This is a genomic window from Pseudomonas sp. SIMBA_068 (genome assembly GCF_046534705.1).
GTDB classification, from domain to species: domain Bacteria; phylum Pseudomonadota; class Gammaproteobacteria; order Pseudomonadales; family Pseudomonadaceae; genus Aquipseudomonas; species Aquipseudomonas putida.
The window spans coordinates 203317-230086 of sequence record NZ_JAWRYI010000010.1; the positions used below are offsets into that span (position 1 = coordinate 203317).

General features: G+C 62.4%; 29 protein-coding genes. 19 read left to right on the forward strand and 10 right to left on the reverse strand.

Going from position 1 to position 26770, the window contains the following annotated elements; all coding sequences use genetic code 11:
• Nucleotides 1–65 precede the first annotated feature (65 nt).
• Nucleotides 66–287, forward strand: a complete 222-nt coding sequence (locus tag SB756_RS22225) for a DUF1161 domain-containing protein (RefSeq protein WP_341797199.1) — start codon at nt 66–68, stop codon at nt 285–287.
• 98 nt (nt 288–385) lie between these two features.
• Here the strand turns inward: SB756_RS22225 and SB756_RS22230 are convergent, their stop codons facing one another.
• Nucleotides 386–1390 (reverse strand): LLM class flavin-dependent oxidoreductase, encoded by a 1005-nt coding sequence (locus SB756_RS22230; protein WP_341797200.1) that lies wholly within the window; start codon nt 1388–1390, stop codon nt 386–388.
• A gap of 154 nt (nt 1391–1544) precedes the next feature.
• Here SB756_RS22230 and SB756_RS22235 point away from each other — a divergent pair, with 154 nt between their 5' ends.
• The gene (locus SB756_RS22235; protein WP_341797201.1) at nt 1545–1970 is read left to right on the forward strand and encodes an OsmC family protein; all 426 of its coding nucleotides are present in this window, start codon (nt 1545–1547) and stop codon (nt 1968–1970) included.
• Between the two features lie 73 nt (nt 1971–2043).
• Nucleotides 2044–2277 carry a DUF1161 domain-containing protein gene (locus SB756_RS22240; RefSeq protein WP_016497391.1) on the forward strand — a complete coding sequence of 78 codons (234 nt, stop codon included), beginning with the start codon at nt 2044–2046 and terminating at the stop codon, nt 2275–2277.
• Nucleotides 2278–2386: 109 nt separating this feature from the next.
• Here SB756_RS22240 and SB756_RS22245 read toward each other — a convergent pair whose 3' ends face one another.
• Nucleotides 2387–2800: a hypothetical protein gene (locus SB756_RS22245; protein ID WP_341797202.1), complete on the reverse strand. Its 414-nt coding sequence runs from the start codon at nt 2798–2800 to the stop codon at nt 2387–2389.
• Between the two features lie 55 nt (nt 2801–2855).
• Nucleotides 2856–3269, reverse strand: a complete 414-nt coding sequence (locus SB756_RS22250) for a hypothetical protein (protein WP_016484245.1) — start codon at nt 3267–3269, stop codon at nt 2856–2858.
• Nucleotides 3270–3354: 85 nt separating this feature from the next.
• On the opposite strand from SB756_RS22250, the gene SB756_RS22255 reads away from it, so the two are divergent.
• Nucleotides 3355–4428: an aminopeptidase gene (locus SB756_RS22255; RefSeq protein ID WP_410911875.1), complete on the forward strand. Its 1074-nt coding sequence runs from the start codon at nt 3355–3357 to the stop codon at nt 4426–4428.
• 133 nt (nt 4429–4561) lie between these two features.
• Here the strand turns inward: SB756_RS22255 and SB756_RS22260 are convergent, their stop codons facing one another.
• Nucleotides 4562–5212 carry an HAD family hydrolase gene (locus SB756_RS22260; protein ID WP_410911877.1) on the reverse strand — a complete coding sequence of 217 codons (651 nt, stop codon included), beginning with the start codon at nt 5210–5212 and terminating at the stop codon, nt 4562–4564.
• Nucleotides 5213–5232: 20 nt separating this feature from the next.
• Nucleotides 5233–5781 carry a gamma carbonic anhydrase family protein gene (locus tag SB756_RS22265; protein WP_341797204.1) on the reverse strand — a complete coding sequence of 183 codons (549 nt, stop codon included), beginning with the start codon at nt 5779–5781 and terminating at the stop codon, nt 5233–5235.
• A gap of 66 nt (nt 5782–5847) precedes the next feature.
• Here SB756_RS22265 and prlC point away from each other — a divergent pair, with 66 nt between their 5' ends.
• The 5 genes from prlC (at nt 5848) to SB756_RS22290 (ending at nt 12200) form a co-directional block, all read left to right on the forward strand.
• Nucleotides 5848–7935 (forward strand): oligopeptidase A, encoded by a 2088-nt coding sequence (prlC, locus tag SB756_RS22270; protein ID WP_410911879.1) that lies wholly within the window; start codon nt 5848–5850, stop codon nt 7933–7935.
• Complete coding sequence (locus SB756_RS22275; protein ID WP_016484250.1) at nt 7932–8213, forward strand: YheV family putative zinc ribbon protein; 282 nt, start codon at nt 7932–7934, stop codon at nt 8211–8213. Before prlC ends, SB756_RS22275 begins: the two co-directional genes overlap by 4 nt.
• Before the next feature lie 80 nt (nt 8214–8293).
• Nucleotides 8294–9352: a PA0069 family radical SAM protein gene (locus tag SB756_RS22280; protein ID WP_410911880.1), complete on the forward strand. Its 1059-nt coding sequence runs from the start codon at nt 8294–8296 to the stop codon at nt 9350–9352.
• A 405-nt stretch (nt 9353–9757) separates the two neighbouring features.
• Nucleotides 9758–10477, forward strand: coding sequence for a carbonic anhydrase (locus tag SB756_RS22285; RefSeq protein ID WP_016497399.1), 720 nt, complete (start codon nt 9758–9760; stop codon nt 10475–10477).
• A gap of 190 nt (nt 10478–10667) precedes the next feature.
• Nucleotides 10668–12200, forward strand: coding sequence for a SulP family inorganic anion transporter (locus tag SB756_RS22290; protein ID WP_410911883.1), 1533 nt, complete (start codon nt 10668–10670; stop codon nt 12198–12200).
• Between the two features lie 69 nt (nt 12201–12269).
• Here SB756_RS22290 and SB756_RS22295 read toward each other — a convergent pair whose 3' ends face one another.
• The gene (locus tag SB756_RS22295) at nt 12270–12911 is read right to left on the reverse strand and encodes a hypothetical protein (protein WP_016497401.1); all 642 of its coding nucleotides are present in this window, start codon (nt 12909–12911) and stop codon (nt 12270–12272) included.
• 368 nt (nt 12912–13279) lie between these two features.
• Between SB756_RS22295 and coxB the strand changes: the two genes are divergently transcribed.
• From coxB to SB756_RS22315, 4 genes are read left to right on the forward strand one after another with little or no spacing between them, the layout of a single operon-like run.
• A complete protein-coding gene (gene coxB / locus SB756_RS22300; RefSeq protein WP_016497402.1) occupies nt 13280–14407 on the forward strand; it encodes a cytochrome c oxidase subunit II in 1128 nt (375 codons plus the stop codon).
• Nucleotides 14408–14450: 43 nt separating this feature from the next.
• Entirely contained in the window at nt 14451–16040 is a 1590-nt protein-coding gene (ctaD, locus tag SB756_RS22305) for a cytochrome c oxidase subunit I (protein WP_341797209.1), read from the forward strand.
• Nucleotides 16041–16049: 9 nt separating this feature from the next.
• On the forward strand, nt 16050–16616 hold the full coding sequence (locus SB756_RS22310) for a cytochrome c oxidase assembly protein (RefSeq protein WP_016484257.1): 567 nt from the start codon (nt 16050–16052) through the stop codon (nt 16614–16616).
• Nucleotides 16617–16632: 16 nt separating this feature from the next.
• Nucleotides 16633–17520: a cytochrome c oxidase subunit 3 gene (locus tag SB756_RS22315; protein WP_341797211.1), complete on the forward strand. Its 888-nt coding sequence runs from the start codon at nt 16633–16635 to the stop codon at nt 17518–17520.
• 29 nt (nt 17521–17549) lie between these two features.
• Here the strand turns inward: SB756_RS22315 and SB756_RS22320 are convergent, their stop codons facing one another.
• Complete coding sequence (locus SB756_RS22320; protein ID WP_016484259.1) at nt 17550–17753, reverse strand: twin transmembrane helix small protein; 204 nt, start codon at nt 17751–17753, stop codon at nt 17550–17552.
• 51 nt (nt 17754–17804) lie between these two features.
• Between SB756_RS22320 and SB756_RS22325 the strand changes: the two genes are divergently transcribed.
• The 5 genes from SB756_RS22325 to SB756_RS22345 are packed head-to-tail and all read left to right on the forward strand — an operon-like array spanning nt 17805 to nt 21688.
• Complete coding sequence (locus tag SB756_RS22325) at nt 17805–18542, forward strand: SURF1 family protein (RefSeq protein ID WP_410911884.1); 738 nt, start codon at nt 17805–17807, stop codon at nt 18540–18542.
• Nucleotides 18511–19092, forward strand: a complete 582-nt coding sequence (locus SB756_RS22330; RefSeq protein WP_341797213.1) for a hypothetical protein — start codon at nt 18511–18513, stop codon at nt 19090–19092. The genes SB756_RS22325 and SB756_RS22330 overlap by 32 nt, the downstream gene beginning before the upstream one ends.
• Nucleotides 19093–19101: 9 nt before the next feature.
• The gene (locus SB756_RS22335; RefSeq protein ID WP_341797214.1) at nt 19102–20181 is read left to right on the forward strand and encodes a COX15/CtaA family protein; all 1080 of its coding nucleotides are present in this window, start codon (nt 19102–19104) and stop codon (nt 20179–20181) included.
• A complete protein-coding gene (cyoE, locus tag SB756_RS22340; RefSeq protein ID WP_410911885.1) occupies nt 20166–21059 on the forward strand; it encodes a heme o synthase in 894 nt (297 codons plus the stop codon). Before SB756_RS22335 ends, cyoE begins: the two co-directional genes overlap by 16 nt.
• Nucleotides 21056–21688, forward strand: a complete 633-nt coding sequence (locus SB756_RS22345; protein ID WP_049275720.1) for an SCO family protein — start codon at nt 21056–21058, stop codon at nt 21686–21688. The genes cyoE and SB756_RS22345 overlap by 4 nt, the downstream gene beginning before the upstream one ends.
• Nucleotides 21689–21810: 122 nt before the next feature.
• Here the strand turns inward: SB756_RS22345 and SB756_RS22350 are convergent, their stop codons facing one another.
• The 3 genes from SB756_RS22350 to SB756_RS22360 all read right to left on the reverse strand — a co-directional run bounded on the left by SB756_RS22350 (nt 21811) and on the right by SB756_RS22360 (nt 24324).
• Nucleotides 21811–22581, reverse strand: coding sequence for a MetQ/NlpA family ABC transporter substrate-binding protein (locus SB756_RS22350; RefSeq protein WP_410911887.1), 771 nt, complete (start codon nt 22579–22581; stop codon nt 21811–21813).
• Between the two features lie 64 nt (nt 22582–22645).
• Nucleotides 22646–23317 carry a methionine ABC transporter permease gene (locus SB756_RS22355; RefSeq protein WP_012269918.1) on the reverse strand — a complete coding sequence of 224 codons (672 nt, stop codon included), beginning with the start codon at nt 23315–23317 and terminating at the stop codon, nt 22646–22648.
• Nucleotides 23317–24324, reverse strand: a complete 1008-nt coding sequence (locus tag SB756_RS22360; RefSeq protein WP_410911889.1) for a methionine ABC transporter ATP-binding protein — start codon at nt 24322–24324, stop codon at nt 23317–23319. Before SB756_RS22360 ends, SB756_RS22355 begins: the two co-directional genes overlap by 1 nt.
• Before the next feature lie 227 nt (nt 24325–24551).
• On the opposite strand from SB756_RS22360, the gene katE reads away from it, so the two are divergent.
• Entirely contained in the window at nt 24552–26696 is a 2145-nt protein-coding gene (gene katE / locus SB756_RS22365; RefSeq protein WP_410911891.1) for a catalase HPII, read from the forward strand.
• Nucleotides 26697–26770: the final 74 nt, after the last annotated feature.

The following is a 26770-nucleotide window of genomic DNA, read 5'->3' on the forward strand; positions in this document are numbered from 1 at the left end:
ATTCAGGAGAGGGGGCGCCTTGGCGGGCGCCCTTTCTGATTTCATCTGCACAAGGAAAGCGATCGATGAACAAACTGATTCTGGCGCTGGGCCTGATGACACTGGCCGGTGGTGCGCTGGCGGCGGGCAAGCCGTGCGAGGAGCTGAAGGCGGAAATTGCCGCCAAGCTCGATGCCAAAGGGGTTACTGGCTACAAGCTGGAGGTCGTCAACAAGGGCGATCCGGCCGGCAAGGTGGTTGGTAGCTGTGAGTCGGGTACCAAGGAAATTGTCTACCGCCGCGGTTGATGCGTTGGCTTTTTCGCGGGCTCGCCCGCTCCCACAGGTAATACACAGGGTCAAGCACCCGTGCAGTCCTGTGGGAGCGGGCGAGCCCGCGAAGAAGGTCAGGCGGTCTTGAGAGCCTGCGCCAACAGCTCATAGGACCGTATCCGGTCCGCATGCTCATACAGGTCACAGGTAAAGATCAGCTCGTCCGCCCCGGTCTGCTCCAGCAGCACCTCCACCTTGGCCCTTACCTTCTGCGGGCTGCCGATCATCGCCAGGCCGAGGAAACTGCCTACCGTATCCCGCTCATGGGGCAACCACAGCCCATCCATGCTTTCTACCGGCGGCTTCTGCATCAGGCTCTGGCCGCGAATCAGCGCCAGGATGCGCTGGTACACCGAGGTTGCCAGGTATTCGGCCCTTTCGTCGGTTTCTGCCACCACCATGGGGATGCCCAGCATTACATACGGCTTGTCCAGCGTGGTCGAGGGCTTGAAATGATTGCGGTAAACGCGGATCGCCTCGTGCATGTAGCGCGGCGCAAAGTGTGAGGCAAAGGCATAGGGCATGCCGCGCATGCCTGCCAGCTGGGCGCTGAACAGGCTGGAACCGAGCAGCCACATCGGCACGTCAGTGTCGTGCCCCGGCACGGCGATCACTTTTTGATCATCGGTACGCGGGCCGAGGTAGCGCGACAGTTCCTCGACATCGTCCGGGAAGTCGTCCGGGCCGCCGGCACGGTCGCGGCGCAGGGCGTAGGCGGTCATCTGGTCCGAGCCCGGCGCACGGCCCAGGCCCAGGTCGATACGCCCCGGGTACAGGCTGGCCAGGGTGCCGAACTGCTCGGCGATCACCAGTGGCGCGTGGTTGGGCAGCATCACCCCGCCAGAGCCCACGCGAATGGTCGAGGTACCCCCGGCCAGATAGCCGATCAGCACCGACGTTGCCGAACTGGCGATGCCGTCCATGTTGTGGTGCTCCGCCACCCAGAAGCGGTTGTAGCCAAAACGCTCGACGTGTTGCGCCAGGTCCAGCGAGTTGCGCAACGATTGCCCCGGGCCTGCATCGGCGCGTACAGGCACAAGGTCGAGGGTGGATATTTTCAGGTCACGCAGCTGCGTCATGGGAGCCTCCGCAAAGGTGGTTGGCCAGAGGCCTTTGTAACTCTGTATGGGCATATTCGGGGGATTCAATGGTTGCTGTGCGATTGGTCTGAACTTGCCGTAAGCGGCTGGCCTCTGAATCCATAACCACGTAACCGAATGACCAGGAGGCAGTATGAAAAAGACAGCATCGGCGATCTGGCAAGGTGGCTTGAAGGATGGCAAGGGCCTGCTTTCTACCGAAAGCGGCGCGCTCAAGCAGAACCCGTATGGCTTCAACACCCGTTTCGAGGGCACATCTGGAACCAACCCGGAGGAGCTGATTGGCGCCGCGCATGCCGGCTGTTTCTCGATGGCGTTGTCGATGATGCTCGGTGAAGCAGGGCTGACTGCGGACCGGATCGACACCGCTGCCGAGGTGACGCTAGACAAGCTGCCGGATGGTTTTGCCATTACGGCCGTGCATCTGGTGCTCCGGGCCAAGGTGCCGGGGGCGAGCGAGGCGCAGTTCCTGGAGATTGCCAACAAGGCCAAGGAAGGGTGCCCGGTGTCCAAGGTGCTGAACGCAAAAATCAGCCTGGATGCCGCGCTGGTGGGCTGAAGCGGCGCAACGGAGGCGGTTTGCTGTAGTCTAAACAGCGTCGGCAGCACGCTGCCTTTTCAGGAGCCGTTCCATGATTCGCGTAGCAATCGCCGTGTTGGCTTCCCTGGTCGCCACGTCCACGTTGGCGGCGGTCAAGCCGTGCGAGGAACTGAAAGCCGAGATCGAGGCCAAGATCCAGGCTCAGGGTGTGCCGTCCTACACCCTGGAGATCGTGCCCAACAGTGAGGTCAAGGACCAGAATATGGTCGTCGGCACATGCGATGGCGGGACGAAGAAGATCATTTACCAGAAGAATGATCGGTAGATTCGGGGCCGCTTTGCGGCCCATCGCAGCACAAGGCTGCTCCTACAAAGGTACGCGATCCCTGTAGGAGCAGCCTTGTGCTGCGAATGGGCTGCAAAGCAGCCCCAGCTCACGGAATGCAGAACACGTTGCTCGGCTCGTTCACCAGCACCTTGCGGCTGGCGTCATACAGCAGCACCTGCGGCTCCATCACCGGCGCCCGCGCTTCCAGGCGATAACGCTCCCCGGCCTTGAAGTTGTCAAAGCGCACGGTCAGGTAGCAGGTTCGGTCCCTGGGTTGGGACATGACCCCGCCCGAATAGATTTCATAATCGAAGCGCACCACCAGTTCGTGCTTGCCGGGCGTTACCTGAAAGTAGCGGCCGTCCTCCAGGCGCTTTCCATCGAGGCGGTCGGCCATGATCACCCGGCCGGGGGTCATGGTGTAAAGATCAACCCAGGCCTGCTTGGGGTCGACGGGGGGCAAGGGGCTGGCGCAAGCCCCCAGTGCACTGAGGGCGATCAGCATCATGGGCTGGCGCATGGCAAAACTCCCACTTGCGATTTACAAGTAACAAGCATAGCGCCGTTTGTACGGTTCAGGTGCGTTGGCAGCCGGCGGGCAGGCCCTGGCCGACCATTTTCTGCTGGTCGTCGTAGAGCTTGATCCACGGGCGGAAGCCGATACTGCCAGCGTGCAGCTGGTAGCGCTGGCCGGCGCCAAAGTCCTTGAAGGTCAGTTTGACCTGGCAGTCGCGCCACAAGGGCTCGTCGACCGGGCCGATATTGCTGGGTGTGACCGGGAACTGGTAGCGCACGGTCAGCTCGTGGCTGCCGGGCTGTACTTCGAAATAGCGGCTGTCGGCCCAGTCACGTTCATCGACCTGCACGGCGTCCAGCGAGGTGTTGTCGTAGGGGGTAAGGTCGATCCAGGCCTGGTTCGGGTCCGGGGCTGGCAACGTGGAACAGGCGGATATCAGCAACAGTGAACCGGCGACCAACAATGCACGCATGGCGAAACTCCCCCTTGGCGAGATAGTCTTGGAGCGAATTTGGCCTTGAGCGAGTCATACAGCCCGGATGCTTCGACTTTTTTTTATGCAGCGCTCAGGCCTTGGGGCACTCGACCGCGTTTTCACCCGTTTGGTTCCCCTGGTGGGGGCGCTCCTGCTGAACGGTTGCAGCAGCGTGGCCTACTATGGGCAGCTGGCCGAGGGCCAATTGCAGCTGCTGCGTGCGCGACAGCCAGTCGCGCAGGTGCTTGCCGACCCGGCCACGTCACCGCAGTTACGCTCGCGCCTGGCGCACGCTGAACAGGCGCGGGTGTTCGCCAGCCAGCAGTTGAAGCTGCCGGATAACCGCAGCTACCGGGTTTATGCCGACATTGGCCGGCCTTATGTGGTGTGGAATGTGTTTGCCACGCCCGAACTGTCGTTGCAGCCGGTGACGCACTGTTTCCCGATTGCGGGGTGCGTGGCGTATCGCGGCTACTACCAGCAAGGTGCGGCACGCGGGGCGGCGGCGTTGATGCGCCAGGACGGCCTGGATGTGTATCTGGGGGGCGTGGAGGCGTATTCGACCCTTGGCTGGTTCGACGACCCGATCCTGTCGTCAATGGTCGGTTGGGGCGACGAGCGCCTGGCCACGCTCATCTTCCATGAACTGGCTCACCAGCGCTTCTATGTGCAGGACGATACCGAGTTCAACGAATCGTTTGCCTCCTTTGTCGAGCAGGAAGGCTCCCGGCAATGGCGTGCAGCGCGTGGGCTTGCCGCTGTTGGCGAGGAGCAGGGGCAGCAGCGTGACCAGTTCATCAGGCTGGTGCTGGCCAGCCGTGAGCGGTTGCAGACGATTTATGGCGGGCCGCTGGACGATGCGCACAAGCGGCTGGCCAAGCAGGCCGAGTTTGAGCGTTTGAGGCGTGAGTACCGGCAGGTGCGTGATGGCCAGTGGGGCGGTGACAAGCGTTATGACGCGTGGATGTATGGGCCGATGAGTAATGCCAAGTTGTTGCCGTTCGGGCTGTATGACCAGTGGGTGCCGGCGTTTGCGGCGGTGTTTCGTGAGGTGGGTGGGGACTGGCTTCGGTTTTACCAGCGGGTCGAGCAGCTGGGGCGGTTGCCGATTGAAGAAAGGAAAGCGGCGCTGCAGCGTCTGGTGGTTAGCCTGTGACATTTTGGGGCCGCTGCGCGACCCATCGTCGGCAAGCCAACTCCCACAGGGACCGCGCAAGGTTGGAATTTGATGCAACACCTGTAGGCGCTGGCTTGCCGGCGATGGGCTGCAAAGCAGCCCCCTAGGGCACTCAAGCCTTGATGAATGCCTGATGCATCTCGGCCAAGGTTGCAAAGTGGTAGGCCGGCTCTTCTGCCATCAGTTCTTCCTGGCTACCAAACCCATACCCCACCGCCACTGCCTGCAAGCCATTGCTGCGCGCGCCGATCAGGTCATGCTTGCGGTCCCCTATCATCAGGGTTTGCGCCGGCTCCAGCCCTTCTTCATCCAGCAGGTGGCGAATCAGCTCGACCTTGTTGGTGCGGGTGCCGTCCAGTTCGCTGCCGTAGATCACCTTGAAGTGTTGGTCGAAGGCGAAGTGCCGGGCGATTTCGCGGGCGAACTCCCACGGTTTGGAAGTGGCGATGTACAGCGTGCGGCCCTGCCCGTTCAGGGCTTCGAGTAACTCCGGCACGCCCTGGAACACCAGGTTTTCGTACAGACCGGTGACGCGGAAACGCTCCCTGTAGAAGTTCACCGCCTCCCAGGCCTTGGCTTCGTCGAAGCTGTAGAACTGCATGAAGGCCTGCAGCAAAGGCGGGCCGATGAAGTGTTCGAGGCGGGCCAGGTCCGGCTCGTCGATGCCCAGCTTGGCCAGGGCATACTGGATCGAGCGGGTGATGCCCAGGCGTGGGTCGGTCAGGGTGCCGTCCAGGTCGAAGAGGATGTTTTGCTGTTGCATGTTCGTCTCGTTAGTCGGGTTTATTCCGGTTGGTCGTAGCCTTCGGCCAGATGCTGGTCCTTGAGCTTCACGTAATTGCCGGCGCTGTAGGAGAAGAACGCGCGCTCTTTGTCGTTCAGCAACCTGGCCTGTTTCACCGGGCTGCCCATGTACAGGTAACCACTGACCAGGCGTTTGCCCGGCGGTACCAGGCTGCCGGCACCGATGATCACTTCGTCCTCGACGATGGCGCCATCCATGATGGTGCTGCCCATGCCGACCAGGATTCGGTTGCCCAGGGTGCAGCCATGCAGCATCACCTTGTGGCCGATGGTCACTTCGTCACCGATGATCAGCGGGAAGCCGTCCGGGTTGAACGGGCCGGCGTGGGTGATGTGCAGCACGCTGGCATCCTGCACGCTGGTACGTGCACCGATGCGGATGCGGTGCATGTCGCCGCGTACCACGGTCAGCGGCCAGACCGAGCTGTCTTCACCGATCTCCACGTCGCCCAGCACCACTGCCGAGCGGTCGACGAAGGCACGTGGTCCAACTTTCGGAGTGTGTTGCTGGAAGCTTCGGATGGCCATGATAGCGTCTCTCATCTGTGCCGATAGGCAGGCTGCCTGCTGCGGTCGGCGTCGATTGTAATTAAGATGGAGCAGTGTTTCTTCTGCCAAGGTATCCAAACCGTGACTGCGAACAACCCGCTTCTGCAATCCCACGATCTGCCGCCCTTCTCGCAAATCCGTGCCGAACACGTGTTGCCGGCGATCGAAGCGATCCTGGCCGACAACCGTAAAGCCATTGCCGAGATCCTCGAAAAGCAGGGCAAGGCCCCTACCTGGGCTGGCCTGGTGCTGGCCATGGACGAACTGAACGACCGCCTGGGCGCTGCCTGGAGCCCGGTCAGCCACCTGAACGCGGTGTGCAACAGTGCAGAACTGCGCGAGGCTTACGAGTCGTGCCTGCCAGCGCTGAGCGCCTACTCTACCGAACTGGGCCAGAATCGTGCGCTGTTCGATGCCTACCAGGCTTTGATCAACAGCCCTGAAGCCGCCGGTTTCGACGTGGCGCAAAAGACTATCCTCGAGCATGCCCTGCGTGACTTCCGCCTGTCGGGTATCGACCTGCCGGCAGACAAGCAGCAGCGCTATGCCGAAGTGCAAAGCAAGCTCAGCGAACTAGGCAGCCGCTTTTCCAACCAGCTGCTCGACGCCACCCAGGCCTGGACCAAGCACGTTACCGACGAAGCAGCACTGGCCGGCCTGACCGATTCGGCCAAGGCGCAGATGGCTGCCGCTGCCCAGGCCAAAGGCCTCGACGGCTGGCTGATTACCCTGGAATTCCCCAGCTACTACGCCGTGATGACCTACGCCAGCGACCGCGGCCTGCGCGAAGAGGTGTACGCCGCCTACTGCACCCGCGCCTCGGACCAGGGCCCGAATGCCGGCCAGTTCGACAACGGCCCGGTCATGCAGCAAATCCTTGACCTGCGCCAGGAGCTGGCCGAACTGCTGGGCTACAAGAACTACGCCGAGCTGAGCCTGGCCACCAAGATGGCTGAGTCCAGCGACCAGGTGTTGAGCTTCTTGCGTGACCTGGCCAAGCGTTCCAAGCCTTTTGCCGCCCAGGACCTGCAGCAGCTGAAGGCCTACGCCGCTGAGCAAGGCTGCCCTGAGCTGGCCAGCTGGGACGCCGGCTACTTTGGCGAGAAGCTGCGCGAGCAGCGCTACAGCGTGTCGCAGGAAGCCCTGCGCGCCTACTTCCCGATCGACAAGGTGCTGGGTGGCCTGTTCAGCATCGTGCAGCGCCTGTACGGCATCGAAATCGCCGAGCTCGAGGGCTTCGACAGCTGGCACCCGGACGTGCGCCTGTTCGAGATCAAGGAAAACGGCCAGCATGTCGGCCGCTTCTTCTTCGACCTTTACGCCCGCGCCAACAAGCGCGGCGGTGCGTGGATGGACGGCGCCCGCGACCGTCGTCGCACTGCCGGTGGCGAGCTGCAGAGCCCGGTGGCCAACCTGGTGTGCAACTTCACCCCGGCCGCACCCGGCAAGCCTGCACTGCTCACCCACGATGAAGTCACCACCCTGTTCCACGAATTCGGCCACGGCCTGCACCACCTGCTGACCCGCATCGAGCATGCCGGTGTTTCCGGTATCAACGGCGTGGCCTGGGACGCGGTCGAGTTGCCAAGCCAGTTCATGGAAAACTGGTGCTGGGAGCCAGAAGGCCTGGCGCTGATCTCCGGTCATTACGAAACCGGCGCGGCCCTGCCCCAGGACCTGCTGGACAAGATGCTGGCGGCGAAGAACTTCCAGTCGGGCATGATGATGGTGCGCCAGCTGGAGTTCTCGCTGTTCGACTTCGAGCTGCACGCCAGCCATGGCGACGGTCGCAGCGTACTGCAGGTGCTCGAAGACGTGCGTGACGAGGTGTCGGTCATGCGCCCACCGGCGTACAACCGCTTCCCTAACAGCTTTGCGCACATCTTTGCTGGCGGTTACGCGGCGGGCTACTACAGCTACAAGTGGGCTGAAGTGCTGTCGGCTGACGCGTTCTCGCGCTTCGAGGAAGAAGGCGTGCTGAATGCCGAGACCGGCCGCGCCTTCCGCGAGGCTATCCTGGCCCGTGGCGGTTCGCGCGAGCCGATGGTGCTGTTTGTCGATTTCCGTGGCCGTGAGCCTTCCATTGATGCGCTGCTGCGGCACAGTGGCCTTACCGAAGGCGCTGCAGCGTGAGCGAGGTAGCTGTGAACAAGACCAAGAAGCGCTTCATTGCCGGGGCGGTGTGCCCCGCGTGCAGCGAGCCTGACAAGCTGATGATGTGGAGCGAAGACGACGTACCGCACCGCGAGTGCGTCGCCTGCGGGTTCACCGACACCCTCAACGAGCAGGGCTTGTCGGTGCCCAAGGAGCTCGGCACCCGGGTCAACCACCTGGCACCCAAGGCAGCGCCGGCCAAGGTGCAGACGGTGCAGTTCTTCCCTAATCCGAAGCTGAAGAAACCGACAGAGTAAGCACTGGCTGTCGGATCAGAGGCGCTGGTGGATTCATGGCAGCTGCGATACTGTATGTAAATACAGTATAGGGGTTAGCCATGAATCCTCCAGCACCATTAAAGGGCCGTGGCACGGCGCACAATCCGCACAACCGTTTTGCCCCCAACCATTCGGTGGTCGAGGACGACGGCTGGCATCAGGAAGTGCCGCAGACCCAGGGCACCGAAGTGCGCAGCGAGACGGCGAAATCGGTCATCTCCCGCAATACCTCGCCCGACCTGCCCTTCGACCGCTCCATCAACCCTTATCGCGGCTGCGAGCATGGCTGCATCTACTGCTATGCCCGCCCTTCCCATGCCTATTGGGACCTCTCCCCCGGGCTGGATTTTGAAACCAAGCTGATCGCCAAGACCAATGCCGCTGAAGTGCTCGCGCAACAGCTGAGCAAGCCGGGTTACGTGTGCGCGCCGATCAACCTGGGCTCCAATACCGACCCGTACCAGCCGATCGAGCGGGAGCAGTTGCTGACCCGCCGTCTGCTGGAAGTGTTGCTGCGCTTTCGTCACCCGGTGACCATCGTGACCAAAGGCTCGCTGGTGTTGCGCGACCTCGACCTGCTGGCCGAAATGGCCCGGCAGCGTCTGGCGCGGGTAATGATCAGCCTGACCACGCTGGACGACGACCTCAAGCGGGTTTTGGAGCCGCGGGCGGCGTCACCCAGTGCCCGGTTGAGGGCCATCCGCGTGTTGCGCGAGGCGGGTGTGCCGGTGGGTGTGTTGTGTTCGCCGATGATTCCGATGATCAACGACAGTGAGCTGGAGCGCTTGCTGGAGGCTGCCAGGGAAGCGGGCGCACAGAGCGCGGCCTACATGATGCTGCGCCTGCCACTGGAGGTGGCGCCGCTGTTCGAGCAGTGGCTGCAGGACCATTACCCGCAACGGGCGGCCCATGTGTTGAGCCTGATCCGCCAGAGCCGGGGCGGCGAGCTGTATGACAGCCGGTTTGGTGCGCGCATGCGCGGTGAAGGGGTATTTGCCGAGTTGTTGGCGCAACGGTTTGCCAAAGCCATGAAGCGGCTGGATTTTGAAGGGCGCGAGGCGCAGACGCTGGATTGCTCTGCCTTCTGTCCACCCGGTGGGCAGATGCCCCTATTCTAATGCTCAAGGGGGGGCATCCACAGGCCCTGTAGGAGCAGCCTTGTGCTGCGAAGAGGCCGGTAGAGCTAAAGATCCTCCTCGGCTGCAATGGCCCTTTCGCAGCACAAGGCTGCTCCTACTGGGCCCATTGCCAGCCCTCAATGCAACTAATCCGAGTTAATAATTGCGCTAATACATATTGGCAGTTGATGTTTTTTTGCTATTATCCAGAACCCGCCTTTTATATCTGGAACGCCCGTTCTAGAGCCTTCGAATTAAGTTTCAGTTAAGTTTTCCCCGTTAGCGTAGGAAATCAGTCCACACCGACTGTGATCTATGGCCCGTGCGTGTCATCTAAAACCCTGCATAGCCAGAATCTTTCACCGGTAAAATGGATTTACCAACACACCGTCAAGAGGATGAATCATGCCCGTCAAGGACCCATCCAAGGTCGTTCCGGAGGTACCCGCTGAGGGCGCCGATGCCGCCCTGAAGCACATCGTCGACGGCTTCCTGCGCTTTCACCATGACGTCTTCCCCGAACAGCAAGAGCTGTTCAAGAAGCTCGCCACTGCGCAAACGCCGCGTGCCATGTTCATCACCTGCGCCGACTCGCGCATCGTCCCCGAGCTGATCACCCAGAGCTCGCCTGGCGACCTGTTCGTAACCCGTAACGTGGGTAACGTGGTACCGCCCTACGGTCAGATGAACGGCGGCGTTTCCAGCGCCATCGAATACGCTGTGCTTGCGCTGAAAGTGCACCACATCATCGTCTGTGGCCACTCCGACTGTGGCGCCATGCGTGCGGTACTCAACCCGCAATCGCTGACCAAGATGCCGACTGTTTCCGCTTGGCTGCGCCATGCCGAAGTGGCGCGTACCGTGGTCGAGAACAACTGCTCGTGCGGTACCGAACACGAAACCATGCAGGTGCTGACCAAGGAAAACGTGATCGCCCAGTTGCATCACCTGCGCACCCACCCTTCGGTTGCCTCGCGCCTTGCAGCCGGTGAGCTGTTCATTCATGGCTGGGTTTACGACATCGAAACCAGCAAGATCGAAGCTTATGACGCCATCAGCGACAGCTTCCTGCCCCTGGCTGCTGGCGAGCCGGTCCCCTGCGCCACTCCGAGAGGCCGCTACTAAGCGACCCATCCACCGCTAGAACCTTGATAGCCGGCTGCACCCTATGGGGTGTGGCGCGGCCTTCGGCTGCCTTGAATTCCCTGACTGCCTTGCCGGCAAGCCCGCTGGCGGCCCGCGCTTGCGCGCTCGTCAGGGGCAAACGTGCCCACGGCCAGAGGAATGGCCGTGCGACAGAGAAAGGAGAAACACGGTGAACATTACACAGTTGAAAGCGGCCCTGCCGCGTGAGTTGCTGGCGTCGGTGGTGGTCTTTCTAGTGGCCCTGCCGTTGTGCATGGGTATCGCGATTGCCTCGGGCATGCCGCCGGCCAAGGGCCTGATTACCGGCATTATCGGCGGCATTGTGGTGGGTTTCCTCGCCGGTTCGCCGTTGCAGGTCAGCGGCCCAGCCGCCGGCCTGGCGGTACTGGTGTTCGAGCTGGTGCGCCAGCATGGCATGGCCATGCTTGGGCCGATCCTGTTGCTGGCCGGGCTGCTGCAGTTGCTGGCCGGGCGCCTGCGCCTGGGTTGCTGGTTTCGTGTCACTGCGCCAGCGGTGGTGTACGGCATGTTGGCGGGGATTGGCGTGCTGATCGTGTTGTCGCAGGTGCATGTGATGTTCGACACGGCGCCGCAGCCTTCGGGGTTGCAGAACCTGCTGGAATTCCCGTCCACCGTTGCCGCAGCCCTGCCACAGGAAAACGCAGGTTCAGGCTGGATGGCCGGTGCGCTGGGCCTGGGCACCATCGCTATCATGTGGGGCTGGGAACGCCTGCGGCCGCAGCGGCTGCGCTTCGTCCCTGGCGCCCTGCTGGGTGTTGCCGCCATGACTGCCATCAGTATGTGGCTGGCCTTGCCGGTAAACCGCGTGCAGGTGCCGGCAGACCTGTCCGAGGCCATCGACTGGCTCCGCCCGGCTGACCTGATGCAACTTGCCGACCCTACCTTGCTGGTCGCCGCCTTTGCCCTGGCCTTCATCGCCAGCGCCGAAACCTTGCTCTCGGCCGCGGCGGTAGACCGCATGCACAGCGGCCAGCGTTCGGACTTTGATCGTGAACTGTCGGCTCAAGGTATCGGCAACATGCTCTGTGGCGTGCTGGGCGCGCTGCCGATGACGGGCGTGATCGTGCGCAGCTCGGCCAATGTGCAGGCGGGGGCGCAGACGCGGGCATCGGCAATCTTCCACGGCTTGTGGATGTTGGCCTTCGTGGTGGTGTTGAGCAGCGTGCTGCAGCAGATTCCGGTGGCGAGCCTGGCGGGTGTGCTGGTGTTTACCGGGGTCAAGCTGGTCGACTTCAAGGCATTTCGTGGCCTGGGCCGTTATGGTCGCATGCCGATGTTCACCTATGCGGCGACGGCGCTGGCCATCATCTTCACCGACCTGCTGACCGGTGTGCTGCTGGGCTTTGCCCTGACCCTGCTGAAGCTGGCGTTCAAGGCAGCGCGGCTGAAGATCAACCTGGTGAGCCTGGAGAAGGCCGGGCACATGGAGCTGCGGTTAAGTGGTGCGGCGACGTTCCTGAAGGTGCCGGCGCTGACCCAAGTGCTGGATACCGTACCGGCGGGCACCACGTTGCATGTGCCGTTGGGCAACCTGAACTACATCGACCACTCGTGCCTTGAGCTGCTGGAGGACTGGAACCGCAGTAATGCGGCCAATGGGTCGCGGTTGTTGATCGAGCAGCGGCGCCTGAAGCGGCGGATCGAGGGGCGGTTGAGGACTACGGCAGGGGTTGGTGCATAGCGCCGGAGTCTCTGTTGCCTGATCCGGCCTCTTCGCGGGCGAGCCCGCGAAGAGGCCTGTACAGGAATATCAGGCTGGCTGACCCAGCTCCACACCCAGCTGTCGCGACAGGCAAGGCCAGCGCTTCCATGCCTCGCCGGTTGCCGGGCTGCTCAGCTTTTCGCGGTAAGCCTCCACCGATTCCACCGCAAAGCTTTCGTCATTGAGCATTTCGTCTACCGAGTGGTGCACCACTTCATCCAGCTGGTTGGCAAAGCTCTCGCCAATCAGCTGGTGGGCAATCAGGTTGGCGACCGTGGTGTCGACCGGGATCAGCGGCTGTTGGAAGTGGCGGATGTACAGGTCATTCACCTCTTCCACCAGGCGGTGCGCCAGGTAGGCCTCATCCAGTAGGCAGTCCAGGCCTACATGCCCTTGCATCACGCTGGGCGGCTGCAGGAAGTAGGCCTCGGCAATTTTCAGTACAGGTTTGATCTGCGATTCGATCCCGGCTTCGCGGGCGACCGCGTGGGCGGCCTCCAGCAGTTCCGGAACCTGATCGATGTAGGCGCTGACGAAGCGCGCCAAAGTACCCTGGGCGTCCTGCTCAGGCAGTTGGATCGAGGGGTGCAGATGGGGCAGTTGCAGCTCGAGACGCTGTTTCAATTGGCCGGTCTGGCCTTCATGTTGATGGGCTTGGCTTACCTGCTCGCGTACAGCAGCGATGTTCATGACAACTCCAGGGACATTACGTTTCAAACGGAAGACACTAAATTAGCTCGGTATACAGAATACCTAAGACGCATTTGTTATAAGCGACGCAAACATGTGCGCTCTCAGATATATGGGAGTGCCATTATTGCGCCACACCCTATCAAGCGCGCGGTTTTCAGACCATTCAGTCATTTCGTGAAGTTCATTTCACAGGCTTCATTGCGTGCCATTGGTCGCTGTCTATACTCCCGTTGAACGTGATTCGTTGATGAGGCCCGACTGCTTTTGCAGGGGCTCGGTCGTCGAAGCCAGGCAGTCTTGACCGCCGTTCCCTCTTGCCGCAGGCCACGCCTCCGGGACAACAAGAATTAGAAGGGGAACCCGCAATGATGCGACATCCACATGTCTGGATGGGCCTCCTGTTGTGGTCGGTTTTTGGTCAGGCCAACGCCGCCTGGACCGTGAACATGCACCCGGGGGCGACGGAGGTTTCCAACGCCGTCTTCGACCTGCACATGACCATCTTCTGGATCTGCGTGATCATCGGCGTAGTTGTATTCGGCGCGATGTTCTGGTCCATGGTCGTCCACCGCCGCTCCACTGGCCAGCAGGCCGCGCATTTCCACGAGCATACCTGGGTGGAAATCATGTGGACCGTGGTGCCCTTCCTGATTCTGGTGGTGATGGCCATCCCGGCCACCAAGACCCTGATCGACATCTACGACGCCAGCGAGTCGGACATCGACATCCAGGTCACTGGCTACCAGTGGAAGTGGCACTACAAATACCTGGGCCAGGATGTGGAGTTCTTCAGCAACCTGGCCACCCCCACCGATCAGATTCACAACAAGGCCCCCAAGGACGAGCATTACCTGCTCGAAGTCGACCAGCCGCTGGTGCTGCCGGTGGGCGCCAAGGTGCGCTTCCTGGTGACTGCCGCCGACGTCATCCACTCCTGGTGGGTGCCGGCCTTCGCGGTCAAGCGCGACGCCATCCCCGGCTTTGTCAACGAAGCCTGGACCCGTATCGAAAAGCCCGGCATCTACCGCGGCCAGTGCACCGAGCTGTGCGGCAAGGACCACGGCTTCATGCCGGTGGTGGTGGAGGTCAAGTCCAAGGCCGACTACGACACCTGGCTGGGCGAGCGCAAGGCTGAAGCCGCCAAGCTCAAGGAACTGACCAGCAAGGAGTGGACCCTGGAAGAGCTGGTGGAACGTGGAGACAAGGTCTACCACACCACCTGCGTGGCCTGTCACCAGGCCGAAGGCCAAGGCCTGCCGCCGATGTTCCCGGCGCTCAAGGGCTCGAAGATCGCCACCGGGCCGAAGGAAGGCCACCTGAGCATTGTCTTCCACGGCAAGCCCGGCACCGCCATGGCGGCGTTCGGCAAGCAGCTCTCGGAAGTCGACATTGCCGCCGTTGTCACCTACGAACGCAACGCCTGGGGCAACAACAAAGGCGACATGGTCACGCCGAAGGACGTGCTGGCGCTGAAGCAGGCAGAAGCCAAGTGAACCGGGTTACTCGCGGCAATCAATGGGTTGCAGGAGACAGGACATGAGCACAGTGATCGACGACCACGCCCACGGCCATGAGCACGCCCACGGCCCGGCCAAGGGCCTGATGCGCTGGGTACTGACCACTAACCATAAAGACATCGGCACGATGTACCTGTGGTTCAGCTTCATCATGTTCCTGCTTGGCGGCTCGTTCGCCATGGTGATCCGCGCCGAGCTGTTCCAGCCTGGCCTGCAGATCGTGGAGCCAGCCTTCTTCAACCAGATGACCACCATGCACGGCCTGATCATGGTGTTTGGCGCGGTGATGCCGGCCTTCGTCGGCCTGGCCAACTGGATGATCCCGTTGATGATCGGCGCGCCAGACATGGCCCTGCCGCGCATGAACAACTTCAGCTTCTGGCTCCTGCCGGCAGCCTTCCTGCTGTTGGTCTCGACCCTGTTCAGCCCGGGTGGCGGGCCGAACTTCGGCTGGACCTTCTACGCCCCGCTGTCCACCACCTACGCCCCCGCCAGCGTCACCTTCTTCATCTTCGCCATCCACCTGATGGGTATCAGCTCGATCATGGGCGCGATCAACGTGATTGCCACCATCCTCAACCTGCGTGCGCCTGGCATGACCCTGATGAAGATGCCGCTGTTCGTCTGGACCTGGCTGATTACCGCGTTCCTGCTGATTGCGGTGATGCCGGTGCTGGCCGGTGTGGTGACCATGATGCTGATGGACATTCACTTCGGCACCAGTTTCTTCAGCGCGGCCGGTGGCGGTGACCCGGTGCTGTTCCAGCACGTGTTCTGGTTCTTCGGCCACCCCGAGGTGTACATCATGATCCTGCCGGCGTTCGGCGCGGTCAGCTCGATCATCCCGGCGTTCTCGCGCAAGCCGTTGTTCGGCTACACCTCGATGGTGTATGCCACCGGCGCAATTGCCTTCCTGTCGTTCATCGTCTGGGCCCACCACATGTTCGTGGTCGGCATCCCGGTGGTGGGCGAGCTGTTCTTCATGTACGCCACCATGCTGATTGCCGTGCCCACCGGGGTGAAGGTGTTCAACTGGGTCAGCACCATGTGGGAAGGCTCGCTCACCTTTGAAACGCCGATGCTTTTCGCCATCGCCTTCGTCATCCTGTTCACCATCGGCGGCTTCTCCGGGCTGATGCTGGCCATCGCCCCGGCGGACTTCCAGTACCACGACACCTACTTCGTGGTGGCGCACTTCCACTACGTGCTGGTGCCCGGGGCAATCTTCGGCATCTTCGCCTCGGCGTACTACTGGCTACCGAAATGGACCGGCCACATGTACGACGAAACCCTTGGCAAGCTGCACTTCTGGCTGTCGTTCATCGGCATGAACATGGCCTTTTTCCCCATGCACTTCGTGGGGCTGGCAGGCATGCCGCGACGCATCCCCGACTACAACCTGCAGTTCGCCGACTTCAACATGGTGTCGTCGATCGGAGCCTTCATGTTCGGCGCCACGCAGATCTTCTTCCTGTTCATCGTCATCAAGTGCATCCGCGGCGGGGCGCCGGCACCGGCCAAGCCTTGGGATGGCGCTGAGGGCCTGGAGTGGTCGGTCCCCTCGCCTGCTCCCTACCACACCTTCCAGACACCACCGGAAGTGAAATAGGAACCCGCCATGAACGGCCTGTCGCTGAAACGCCTGGTAACGCGCCTGCTGATGCTGACGGTAGTGATGTTCGCCTTCGGCTTCGCCCTGGTGCCGATCTATGACGTGATGTGCAAGGCCTTCGGCATCAACGGCAAGACCGGCGGGCAATACGAGGGCAGCCAGGTCAGCGACCCGTCGCGTTCGGTGCGCGTGCAGTTCATGTCGACCAATGCCAGCGACATGGTCTGGGACTTCTACTCCACGGCTGACCAACTGGAGGTCAACCCGGGGGCGGTGAACCAGATGATCTTCGTCGCGCACAACCCGACCGACCGACCCATGAGCGCGCAGGCGATACCCAGCATCACCCCGGCCGAGGCCGCGGCGTACTTCCACAAGACCGAGTGCTTCTGCTTTACCCAGCAGGTGCTGCAGCCCGGCGAACGCATCGAGATGCCGGTGCGCTTCATCGTCGACCGCGACCTGCCGGCCAGCGTGAAGCACCTGACACTGGCCTACACCTTGTTCGACATCACCGCTCGCCACCCGCCGGTCGCGCATGTTGCGGCCCAGGACGTCCAGGGCGCCCGTTAAGGGAAGGAGAACAGCAATGGCAAGTCATCAGCACTATTACGTTCCGGCGCAGAGCAAATGGCCGATCATTGCCACCATCGGCATGTTCATCACGGTGTTCGGCCTGGGCACCTGGTTCAACGACATGAAGGCCGGGCACCCAGACTCTCACGGGCCGCTGATCTTCTTCGTGGGTGCGTTGTTTCTGGCCTACATGCTGTTCGGCTGGTTTGGCGCAGTGGTCAAGGAGAGCCGAGCCGGGTTGTACAGCCCGCAGCTGGACCGCTCGTTCCGCTGGGGCATGAGCTGGTTCATCTTCTCTGAAGTCATGTTCTTCCTGGCCTTCTTCGGTGCACTGTTCTACGTGCGCGTGCTTGCGGGGCCGTGGCTGGGGGGGGAAGGGGCTAAAGGTGTTGCGCACATGCTGTGGCCGACTTTCGAATTCACCTGGCCGCTGCTGCACACGCCCGACCCGAAACTGTTCCCGCCGCCCAAGGAAGTGATCGACCCGTGGCACCTGCCACTGATCAACACGATCTTGCTGGTCAGTTCCAGTGTGACCATCACCATTGCCCACCACGCCCTGCGCCGTGATCACCGTGGCCCGCTGAAATTCTGGATGGCGCTGACCATCCTGCTGGGCGTCAGCTTCATTGCATTGCAAGCCTTCGAGTATCACGAAGCCTATACCAAGCTGGGGCTGACGCTGGGGTCGGGGATCTATGGCGCGACGTTCTTCATGCTCACCGGCTTCCACGGCGCCCACGTTACCTTGGGCACGATCATCCTGATCGTGATGTTCGTGCGCATCTTGCGCGGGCATTTCAACCACGAGAAACACTTCGGCTTCGAGGCAGCCAGCTGGTATTGGCACTTCGTCGACGTGGTGTGGGTGGGGTTGTTCATCTTTGTGTATGTGCTGTAGGGCCAATCGCCGGCAAAAAGAGTGCAGTTTCAGAAGGGGGCATGTGAAACCAGCTGACCGCTGAGCAAACCCCAGGCGACCAGGGCAATGGTCAGGGCCGCCAGGGTCACCCGCACGGTCAGAGCCTTCAGCAGACGAGTCGAGTTTTCGTCGTCCTTGACCAGAAACACCAGGCCACTGAACAGGCTGGCAATCGTGGCCAACAGCATCAGGACAATCGCGGCCTTGAGCATGGCGCTACTCCGGGGGGATGCGGTGATGTGGATAAGTATAGCGAGGCGCCCGTGAGGCCGTTTCGCCCAGGCTGGGTACCGACCCTGGTGGTGCTTGCACTGCTGCCGGGGCTGGTTGCGCTCGGCTGCTGGCAACTCGGCCGCGCCGAGGAAAAGCGCGCGCTGCTGGCCACCTATGCCGAGCGGCGCATCGAGGCGCCGATCACCACCGCCCAGCTCGCATCAAGCGACGACAATGCGTTTCGCCGCGTGCACCTGTACGGCCGCTTCGACGCCGAGCACAGTGTATTGCTGGACAACCGCATGCGCGATGGCCAGGCCGGTGTCGAACTCCTGCAACCCTTCCATGACCAGGCCAGTGGCCAGTGGCTGCTGATCAACCGCGGCTGGCTGCCATGGCCAGACCGCCGCGTGCCGGTGCATTTCGATACCCCTGCACAGGCCCTGGCACTGGACGCTTCGGTGTATGTATCGCCCGGCAGCACGTTCCAGCTGCATCCCGACCCTGAAGGCGGCCAATGGCCCCACCTGCTCACTGCCGTTGATGCCGCGCAGCTATGGCCGGCGCTGGGCCGCGAAGGCTTTGCCCATGAGTTGCGCCTGGAGCCCGGCCCGGCGGCCTATCGCCTGGACTGGCCGGTTGTCGCCATGGGCCCGGAAAAACACCTGGGCTACGCCGTGCAGTGGTTTGCCCTGGCGGGTGCACTGGTTCTGCTTTACCTCTATTTCGGCTGGCACCACAACAAGGAGAAACGCCATGGCCACCGCCACTCCACTGGACGTGCCTGAACGTAGCAAGCCCAGAGCCCGCGGGCGTTTGCAGCTTTTGCTGATCCTGCTGGTAGTGCTTGGGCCGATGATTTTGGCCACCAGCATGTACAAGCTGAAGTTTTGGGTGCCAGAGGGCCGCAGTTACCACGGAGCCATGATCGGCAATGGTGAAAGCCGCATCGATATCGGCGTGGCAGGCCAGGACCAGCGTTGGCAGTTGCTGGTCAGTGCGCCCGAAGCCTGTACCGAGGACTGCCAGCGCCTGGTGTACCTGGCCCGGCAAATCCAGGTTGGCCTGGGCCGCGATGCCAGCCGCGCAAGCCATGCGCTGGCCACCGCCCAACCGCTGAGCGCCGACTACCAGGCACTGCTTGGTCGCGAGTACCCGCAGCTGCAACGCTACCCGCTGGATACCCCGCGCTACCGGCAGAAGGTAGGCGAGCCTGGCCCGCAACTGTGGATCGTCGACCCGCACGGCAACCTGGTGCTGCGTTACGACAGCAAGGCCAACGGCAAGCATGTGCTGGATGACCTGCGCCACCTGCTCAAGCTGTCCAACATCGGTTAGGAGCCTGACATGGCCAGACCTGGATTCCGCATTGCTGTGTTCGCCACCCTGCTTGCACTGCTGGTCGTCCTGCTCGGTGCCTATACCCGCCTGACCCATGCCGGCCTCGGCTGCCCCGACTGGCCAGGGTGCTATGGCTTCATCAGCGTGCCCAAGAGCGAGGCCCAGCTCGCCCATGCCGAGCTGCACTTCCCCGATCACCCGGTGGAAGAAGCCAAGGGCTGGGCGGAAATGGTCCATCGCTATTTCGCCGGTACCTTGGCCATGGTGATTGCCCTGCTCGCCTTCCAGGCGCTGCGTCGGCATGCCCGCGATGGCCAGCCTTACCGCTTGCCGGTGCTGTTGCTGGGTGTGGTGCTGGCCCAGGCGGCTTTCGGCATGTGGACGGTCACCCTGAAGCTGTGGCCGCAGGTGGTCACGGCGCATTTGCTGGGCGGCTTCACCACCCTGAGCTTGCTATTCCTGTTGTCACTGCGTCTATCCCGGGCCTTTGCGCCCTTGCCGAAACTGCCACTGAGCCTGCGGCGGATCGCTGCGCTGGCGCTGTTGGTGGTGGTCGGCCAGATCGCCCTGGGCGGCTGGGTCAGTGCCAACTATGCAGCGGTCGCCTGCATCGACCTGCCCACCTGTCACGGCCAGTGGTGGCCAGCGGCGGACTTCAGCAATGGCTTCCACCTGACCCAGCACGTCGGCCCCAATTACCTGGGCGGGCAACTGGACAGTGATGCCCGCACGGCCATCCACATCAGCCACCGCCTGGGCGCGCTACTGGTCACCTGCGTGCTGCTGATGCTCAGTTGGAAGCTGTACCGCTGTGGCCTCCCCGGCCTGGCGCGGCTGGTGCTGCTGGCGCTGGCCCTGCAAGTGGGCCTGGGCATCAGCAACGTGGTATTCCACCTGCCGCTGGCGGTGGCTGTTGCGCACAATGCCGGCGGGGCGATGCTGCTGCTGAGCATGGTGCTGGTGAACTACCGCATTCGAGTGGTCGACAAGGTTCGCGTGGGTGTCGGCCAAGGTTGGCGCCTGCGTCCGGTGGCCGGCGTGGGCATTTCCCATCACATGAGGAACGACTCGTGGCGACGCTTCTGAGCGCACGACGGGCCAGCTGGCGCGATTACCTGGAGCTGACCAAGCCCAAGGTGGTGTTACTGATGCTGATCACGTCGCTGGCCGGCATGTTCCTGGCCACACGAGCGGGGGTCGGCTGGAGCGTGCTGCTGTTCGGCAACCTGGGCATCGGCCTGTGCGCTGGCGCTGCGGCGGTGGTGAACCATGTGGTGGACCGGCGCATCGATGCGCTGATGGCCCGCACTCACAAGCGGCCGCTGGCCCAAGGCCGGGTCGAGCCGCTACCGGCCTTGCTGTTTGCACTGGCGTTGGCGCTGCTGGGCATGGCCCTGCTGCTGGCGTTCACCAACGCCCTCACCGCCTGGCTGACCCTGGCTTCGCTGCTGGGTTATGCGGTGCTCTACACCGGCTTTCTCAAGCGTGCCACGCCACAGAACATCGTCATCGGCGGCCTGGCCGGCGCCGCCCCGCCGTTGCTCGGCTGGGTGGCGGTAAGCGGCCATGTCAGCGCCGAACCCTTGCTGCTGGTGCTGATCATTTTCGCCTGGACCCCGCCGCACTTCTGGGCGCTGGCCATCCACCGCAAGGAAGAGTACGCCAAGGCCGATATCCCGATGCTGCCGGTGACCCATGGCGAGCGCTACACCAAGCTGCATATTTTGCTGTACACCCTGATTCTGCTGGCGGTGAGCCTGCTGCCCTATGCCATCCACATGAGCGGCCCGCTGTACCTGGCTTGTGCCCTGGCCTTGGGGCTGCGCTTCCTGCAATGGGCCTGGGTGTTGTACCGTGGCAGCCGGCCGCACGCGGCGATCGGCACCTTCAAGTACTCTATCGGCTACCTGTTCGCGCTGTTCATCGCGTTGCTCCTCGACCACTACCTGTTGCTGAACCTATGACCCGAACCCAGAAAACCGTCTTCATCCTCGTCGCCCTGGTCGCGTTGATCCTGGGCCTGACCGTCAACAAGGTGCTCAATGGCCGCGACCAGCCCAACCCCGCCGAGCTGATCGACGCCGGCATTATCCTGCTGCCGCAGAGCCGCACCGTGGCCGACGTGACCATGACCAACCAGGACGGGCAGCCGGTACAGCTGGATGACCTGAAAGGCAAATGGTCGCTGTTGTTCTTCGGCTACACCTACTGCCCGGACATCTGCCCGACCACCCTGGCCCAGTTGCGCCAGGTGAAGAGCGAGCTGCCCAAGGAAGCCGTCGACCGGCTGCAGGTGGTGCTGGTGAGTGTGGACCCGAACCGCGATACGCCGAACCAGCTGAAGCAGTACCTGGGCTATTTCGACAAGGACTTTGTCGGGGTGGCGGGGTCGATCGAAGATACCCAGAAGCTGGCCAATGCCTTGAGCATTCCGTTCATTCCGGCGGATACCAGCAAACCGGGGTATACCGTGGATCACAGCGGCAACCTGGCGGTAGTCGGGCCGGATGGGCGTCAGCGCGGGTTCATTCGTGCGCCGTTCAACAACCAGAAGCTGGTGGCGCAGTTGCCCGGGCTTGTGAAGCGGGATTGAGATTTCGGGCCTGCTTTGCAGGCCTTTCGCGGCACAAGGCCGCTCCTACAGGGGTACGCGATCCCCTGTAGGAGCGGCCTTGTGCCGCGAAAGGGCCGCAAAGCGGCCCCAGGGGTTTCAGCTTAAAATGCCGGAACCACAGCGCCTTTGTACTTTTCGATGATGAACTGCTTCACCTCTGGCGAGTGCAGTGCAGCCGCCAGTTTCTTCATGTCGTCCGAGTCCTTGTTGTCCGGGCGGGCAACCAGGATGTTCACGTAAGGCGAGTCGCTGCCTTCGATGGCCAGCGCGTCTTTTTCCGGGTTCAGCTTGGCTTCCAGCGCGTAGTTGGTGTTGATCAGGGCAGCATCGACCTGGGTCAGCACGCGCGGGATTGTGGCGGCTTCCAGCTCACGGAACTTCACGTTTTTCGGGTTCTCGGCAACATCCTTCACGGTGGACAGGATGTTCTTGTTGTCCTTGAGCTTGATCACGCCTGCCTTGTCCAGCAGCAGCAGGGCGCGGCCGCCGTTGGTGGCGTCGTTGGGGATGACCACGGTGGCGCCGGAGGACAGCTCGTCCAGCTTCTTGATCTTGGTGGAATACACGCCCAGCGGCTCGATGTGCACGCCGGCCACGCTGACCAGGTTGGTGCCCTTGGCCTTGTTGAACTCATCCAGGTACGGCTGGTGCTGGAAGAAGTTGGCGTCCAGGCGCTTTTCGGCAACCTGTACGTTCGGCTGGATGTAGTCGGTGAATTCCTTGACCTTCAGCTCCACGCCTTCTTTGGCCAACTGCGGTTTGACGAAGTTGAGGATTTCGGCGTGCGGCACCGGGGTGGCGGCAACGGTCAGGGTATCGGCGTGGGCCGAGAAGGCCGCAACAGCGGCAGCGACAGCAAGCAGCTTCTTCATTGATCACTCCTTGTGAGGGCCGCGACGGCCCCCGAACGGGTCGGCCAGGCCGACCCCATTGGGGTTACTTACGGGAAAAATGCACGACCAGTTTGTCGCCCACGCTCTGCAGTACTTGAACCAGTACCAGCAGCAGTACCACGGTCACTACCATCACATCGGTCTGGAAACGCTGGTAACCGAAGCGGATAGCCAGGTCGCCCAGACCACCGGCGCCCACCACACCGGCCATGGCGGTGTACGAAACCAGGGTGATGGCGGTGACGGTAATAGCCGCGAAGATACCCGGACGGGCCTCTGGCAGCAGCGCACTGGTGATGATCTGGCGGGTGGTGGCGCCCATCGACTGGGTAGCCTCGATGATGCCGCGGTCCACTTCACGCAGGGCGGTTTCCACCAGGCGGGCGAAGAACGGCGTGGCACCCACCACCAGCGGCGGGATGGCGCCGGCAACGCCCAGCGAGGTGCCGGTGATCAGTACGGTGAACGGGATCATCACGATCAGCAGGATGATGAACGGCAGCGAGCGCAGGATGTTGACCACCAGCGACAGCAACGCGTACACGCCCTTCTGCTCGAACATCTGCTTTGGCCCGCAGAGGAACAGCAGCACACCCAGTGGGAGGCCCAGCAGCACGGTGAAGAACAGCGAGCCGAACAGCATGATCATGGTGTCGATGGTGGCCAGCCAGATTTCGGCCCAATCGACGTTGGCAAAGAAATTCAGGGCGTCCATCAACGCAGTACCTCCATATGTACGTCAGCTGCCTTGAAGCGGCCGAAGGCCGCTTCCATGTCACCGCCGATCAGGGCGAGGGTGAGCTGGCCATAGGGGACATCCTTGATGCGGTCGATACGCCCGGCGAGGATGCTGTAGTCCACACCGGTTTCGCGGGCCACGGTGCCCAGCAGCGGCGCGTACGTGGCGTCGCCCTGGAAGGTCAGGCGCACGATGCGGCCAGGTACGTGGGCAAAGTCGTCGCGCTGCTCGCCTTCGTCGACCTGCTCGTCTTCCTGGACAAAGCGCTTGGTGGTGGGGTGCTGCGGGTGCAGGAACACATCGGCCACCGAGCCTTGCTCGACGATCTGGCCGGCGTCCATCACCGCCACGCAGTCGCAGACACGGCGGATCACGTCCATCTCGTGGGTGATCAGCACGATGGTCAGCTTCAGCTCACGGTTGATTTCGGCCAGCAGTTGCAGGACCGAGGCCGTGGTTTGCGGGTCGAGGGCACTGGTGGCCTCGTCGCACAGCAGGATCTTCGGGTTGGTGGACAGGGCGCGGGCGATGCCGACGCGCTGCTTCTGGCCGCCGGACAACTGCGCCGGGTACTTTTTGGCGTGGTCTTGCAGGCCGACACGGGCCAGTAGCTCGGTGACGCGCTTGTCGATTTCGCTGCGCGACAGCTCGCCGGCCAGGGTCAGTGGCAGGGCGACGTTGTCGGCGACGGTCTTGGAGGCCAGCAGGTTGAAGTGCTGGAAAATCATCCCGACCTGCTGACGGAAGCCGCGCAGCTGGCTGGCGTTGAACGCGGTGACGTCTTCGCCGTCGACGATGATCTTGCCGCCGGAGGGTTCTTCCAGGCGGTTGATCAGGCGCAGCATGGTGCTTTTGCCGGCGCCGGAATGGCCGATCAGGCCGAACACCTGGCCATCTTCGATGGTCAGGCTGGTCGGATTCAGTGCGGGGATTTCCCTACCGGCAACGCGGTAGGTCTTATGTACCTGTTGGAACTCGATCACGTAGCGAACCTTGTGGGGCGCATTGAAATTTGGGTCAGCGGTTAGCTGGGGTCGCGCATTTTAGCCTTTTCCCATAGCTGTTCTTAGCATTTATTTCGTAATGCACCAATCCTTCGGGCATATCGCGACAACCGGTAATCCTGATTGAACGCTCGGCAACGCCCTCCAGTCACTACTTGGACAAGCCCTGAACGGGCAAGCCTTAAGACTGATGAGGAGAGCCGATCATGCCCAGCAAGAAAACGGACGCGCCCAAGCAGAGTGAAGCCGCCGGCACCCAGACCCCTGACCGGGCCAATACCAATGCCAAGCTGCAGAGCCTGGAGGCCGACCGCAGCGATGCGACCGGGCATGCGCTGCGCACCAACCAAGGCGTACGCATCGCTGACAACCAGAACACCTTGAAGGCAGGTGATCGCGGGCCTTCGCTGCTTGAAGACTTCATCATGCGCGAGAAGATCACCCACTTTGACCATGAGCGGATCCCCGAGCGCATCGTGCACGCCCGCGGTACCGGGGCCCACGGGGTCTTCCAGAGCTATGGCAACCACGCGGAGCTGACCAAGGCCGGCTTCCTGCAGGACCCGGAAAAGATCACCCCGGTTTTCGTGCGCTTTTCCACGGTGCAGGGCCCACGCGGTTCTGGCGACACGGTGCGCGATGTGCGGGGCTTTGCCGTCAAGTTTTACACCGACGAAGGCAATTTCGACCTGGTCGGCAACAACATGCCGGTGTTTTTCATCCAGGATGCCATCAAGTTTCCCGATTTTGTCCACGCGGTAAAGCCAGAGCCACACAATGAGATACCTACCGGCGGCTCGGCGCATGACACCTTCTGGGATTTTGTCTCGCTGGTGCCGGAGTCGGCCCACATGGTCATGTGGGCCATGTCTGATCGCGCCATCCCCCGCAGCCTGCGAATGATGGAAGGCTTTGGCGTGCACACCTTCCGCCTGATCAATGCCGAGGGTGTGGCCAGCTTCGTCAAGTTTCACTGGAAGCCGAGCCAGGGAGTGCATTCGCTGCTGTGGGACGAAGCCCAGAAACTGGCGGGCAAGGACACCGACTTCCAGCGCCGTGACCTGTGGGAAGCCATTGAAACCGGCGACTACCCGGAATGGGAACTGGGCGTGCAGATTGTGCCGGAGGCTGACGAACACAAATTCGACTTCGACCTGCTGGACCCGACCAAGATCATTCCCGAAGAACTGGTACCCGTCACCCCGCTGGGCAAGATGGTGCTGAACCGCAACCCGGACAACTTCTTCGCCGAGGTCGAGCAGGTTGCCTTCTGCCCTGGCCATATCGTGCCGGGTATCGACTTCACCAATGACCCCCTCCTGCAGGGCCGGCTGTTCTCCTATACCGACACGCAACTGAGCCGGCTGGGCGGGCCGAACTTCCACCAGATCCCGATCAACCGCCCTGTGGCGCCCAACCACAACAACCAGCGCGACGCGTTGCACCAGCACACCGTGCACAGGGGCCGTGCCTCGTATGAGCCGAACTCCATCGACGGCGGCTGGCCGAAGGAAACGCCACCCGCAGCACTGGATGGCGGCTTCGAGAGCTTCCAGGAGCGCATCGATGCGCACAAGATTCGCCAGCGCAGCGATTCGTTCGGCGACCATTTCTCGCAAGCGCGGTTGTTCTTCCAGAGCATGAGCCCGACAGAGCAACAACACATCATCAAGGCCTACAGCTTCGAGCTGGGCAAGGTCGAGCGCGAGGCCATTCGTGCCCGTGAGGTGAACGAGATTCTGGCCAACATCGATCTCAAGCTGGCGGCCGCCGTAGCCGCCAACCTGGGGTTGCCGGCACCCAAGGCGGGCACCGTTCAGGTGAAAGGCAGCAAGCTTGCCGAGTCCCCGGCATTGAGCCAGATGAACCACCCAGGGGTTGTGGGCATCAAGGGGCGCAAGATAGCTGTGCTGCTGGCCGATGGCGTGGATGCCGGCAGTGTCGACCGGCTGGTCAAGGCGCTTGAGGCGCACAGCGCGCGCATCATGCTGCTTGGGCCCACCTCGGCACCGGTCAAGGCTGCCGACGGCAAGGCACTGCCCGTGGATGCCTCGATGGAGGGCATGCCTTCGATCATGTTCGACGGGGTGCTGGTACCGGCCGGGAAGGCCGCGCTGGATGCGCTGGGGGCGAGTGGCCTGGCCAAGCATTTCCTGCTCGAGGCCTACAAGCACCTGAAGGCGATCGGCTTTGCCAAGGAGGGCAAGGTGCTGGTGGACGCGCTGGGCCTGAAGGAGGACAAGGGGCTGTTGCTGGGCGATGACCAGAAGACGCTGGACGCTTTCGTCAAAGCGGTCGAGGGGCACCGGGTGTGGGAGCGTGAAGCTGCTGCGGAGGCTGTACCGGCCTAAGGGGCTGCTTCGCACCCCATCGCGGCACAAGGCCGCTCCTACCGGAGATTGCATGCCCTGGTAGGAGCGGCCTT

Coding starts and splice junctions, on each gene's coding strand:
- SB756_RS22225 (WP_341797199.1), top strand. CDS start 66: ATGAACAAACTGATTCTGGCGCTGGGCCTGATGACACTGGCCGGTGGT.
- SB756_RS22230 (WP_341797200.1), bottom strand. CDS start 1,390: ATGACGCAGCTGCGTGACCTGAAAATATCCACCCTCGACCTTGTGCCT.
- SB756_RS22235 (WP_341797201.1), top strand. CDS start 1,545: ATGAAAAAGACAGCATCGGCGATCTGGCAAGGTGGCTTGAAGGATGGC.
- SB756_RS22240 (WP_016497391.1), top strand. CDS start 2,044: ATGATTCGCGTAGCAATCGCCGTGTTGGCTTCCCTGGTCGCCACGTCC.
- SB756_RS22245 (WP_341797202.1), bottom strand. CDS start 2,800: ATGCGCCAGCCCATGATGCTGATCGCCCTCAGTGCACTGGGGGCTTGC.
- SB756_RS22250 (WP_016484245.1), bottom strand. CDS start 3,269: ATGCGTGCATTGTTGGTCGCCGGTTCACTGTTGCTGATATCCGCCTGT.
- SB756_RS22255 (WP_410911875.1), top strand. CDS start 3,355: ATGCAGCGCTCAGGCCTTGGGGCACTCGACCGCGTTTTCACCCGTTTG.
- SB756_RS22260 (WP_410911877.1), bottom strand. CDS start 5,212: ATGCAACAGCAAAACATCCTCTTCGACCTGGACGGCACCCTGACCGAC.
- SB756_RS22265 (WP_341797204.1), bottom strand. CDS start 5,781: ATGGCCATCCGAAGCTTCCAGCAACACACTCCGAAAGTTGGACCACGT.
- prlC (WP_410911879.1), top strand. CDS start 5,848: ATGGAGCAGTGTTTCTTCTGCCAAGGTATCCAAACCGTGACTGCGAAC.
- SB756_RS22280 (WP_410911880.1), top strand. CDS start 8,294: ATGAATCCTCCAGCACCATTAAAGGGCCGTGGCACGGCGCACAATCCG.
- SB756_RS22285 (WP_016497399.1), top strand. CDS start 9,758: ATGCCCGTCAAGGACCCATCCAAGGTCGTTCCGGAGGTACCCGCTGAG.
- SB756_RS22295 (WP_016497401.1), bottom strand. CDS start 12,911: ATGAACATCGCTGCTGTACGCGAGCAGGTAAGCCAAGCCCATCAACAT.
- coxB (WP_016497402.1), top strand. CDS start 13,280: ATGATGCGACATCCACATGTCTGGATGGGCCTCCTGTTGTGGTCGGTT.
- ctaD (WP_341797209.1), top strand. CDS start 14,451: ATGAGCACAGTGATCGACGACCACGCCCACGGCCATGAGCACGCCCAC.
- SB756_RS22310 (WP_016484257.1), top strand. CDS start 16,050: ATGAACGGCCTGTCGCTGAAACGCCTGGTAACGCGCCTGCTGATGCTG.
- SB756_RS22315 (WP_341797211.1), top strand. CDS start 16,633: ATGGCAAGTCATCAGCACTATTACGTTCCGGCGCAGAGCAAATGGCCG.
- SB756_RS22320 (WP_016484259.1), bottom strand. CDS start 17,753: ATGCTCAAGGCCGCGATTGTCCTGATGCTGTTGGCCACGATTGCCAGC.
- SB756_RS22330 (WP_341797213.1), top strand. CDS start 18,511: ATGGCCACCGCCACTCCACTGGACGTGCCTGAACGTAGCAAGCCCAGA.
- SB756_RS22335 (WP_341797214.1), top strand. CDS start 19,102: ATGGCCAGACCTGGATTCCGCATTGCTGTGTTCGCCACCCTGCTTGCA.
- SB756_RS22345 (WP_049275720.1), top strand. CDS start 21,056: ATGACCCGAACCCAGAAAACCGTCTTCATCCTCGTCGCCCTGGTCGCG.
- SB756_RS22350 (WP_410911887.1), bottom strand. CDS start 22,581: ATGAAGAAGCTGCTTGCTGTCGCTGCCGCTGTTGCGGCCTTCTCGGCC.
- SB756_RS22355 (WP_012269918.1), bottom strand. CDS start 23,317: ATGGACGCCCTGAATTTCTTTGCCAACGTCGATTGGGCCGAAATCTGG.
- katE (WP_410911891.1), top strand. CDS start 24,552: ATGCCCAGCAAGAAAACGGACGCGCCCAAGCAGAGTGAAGCCGCCGGC.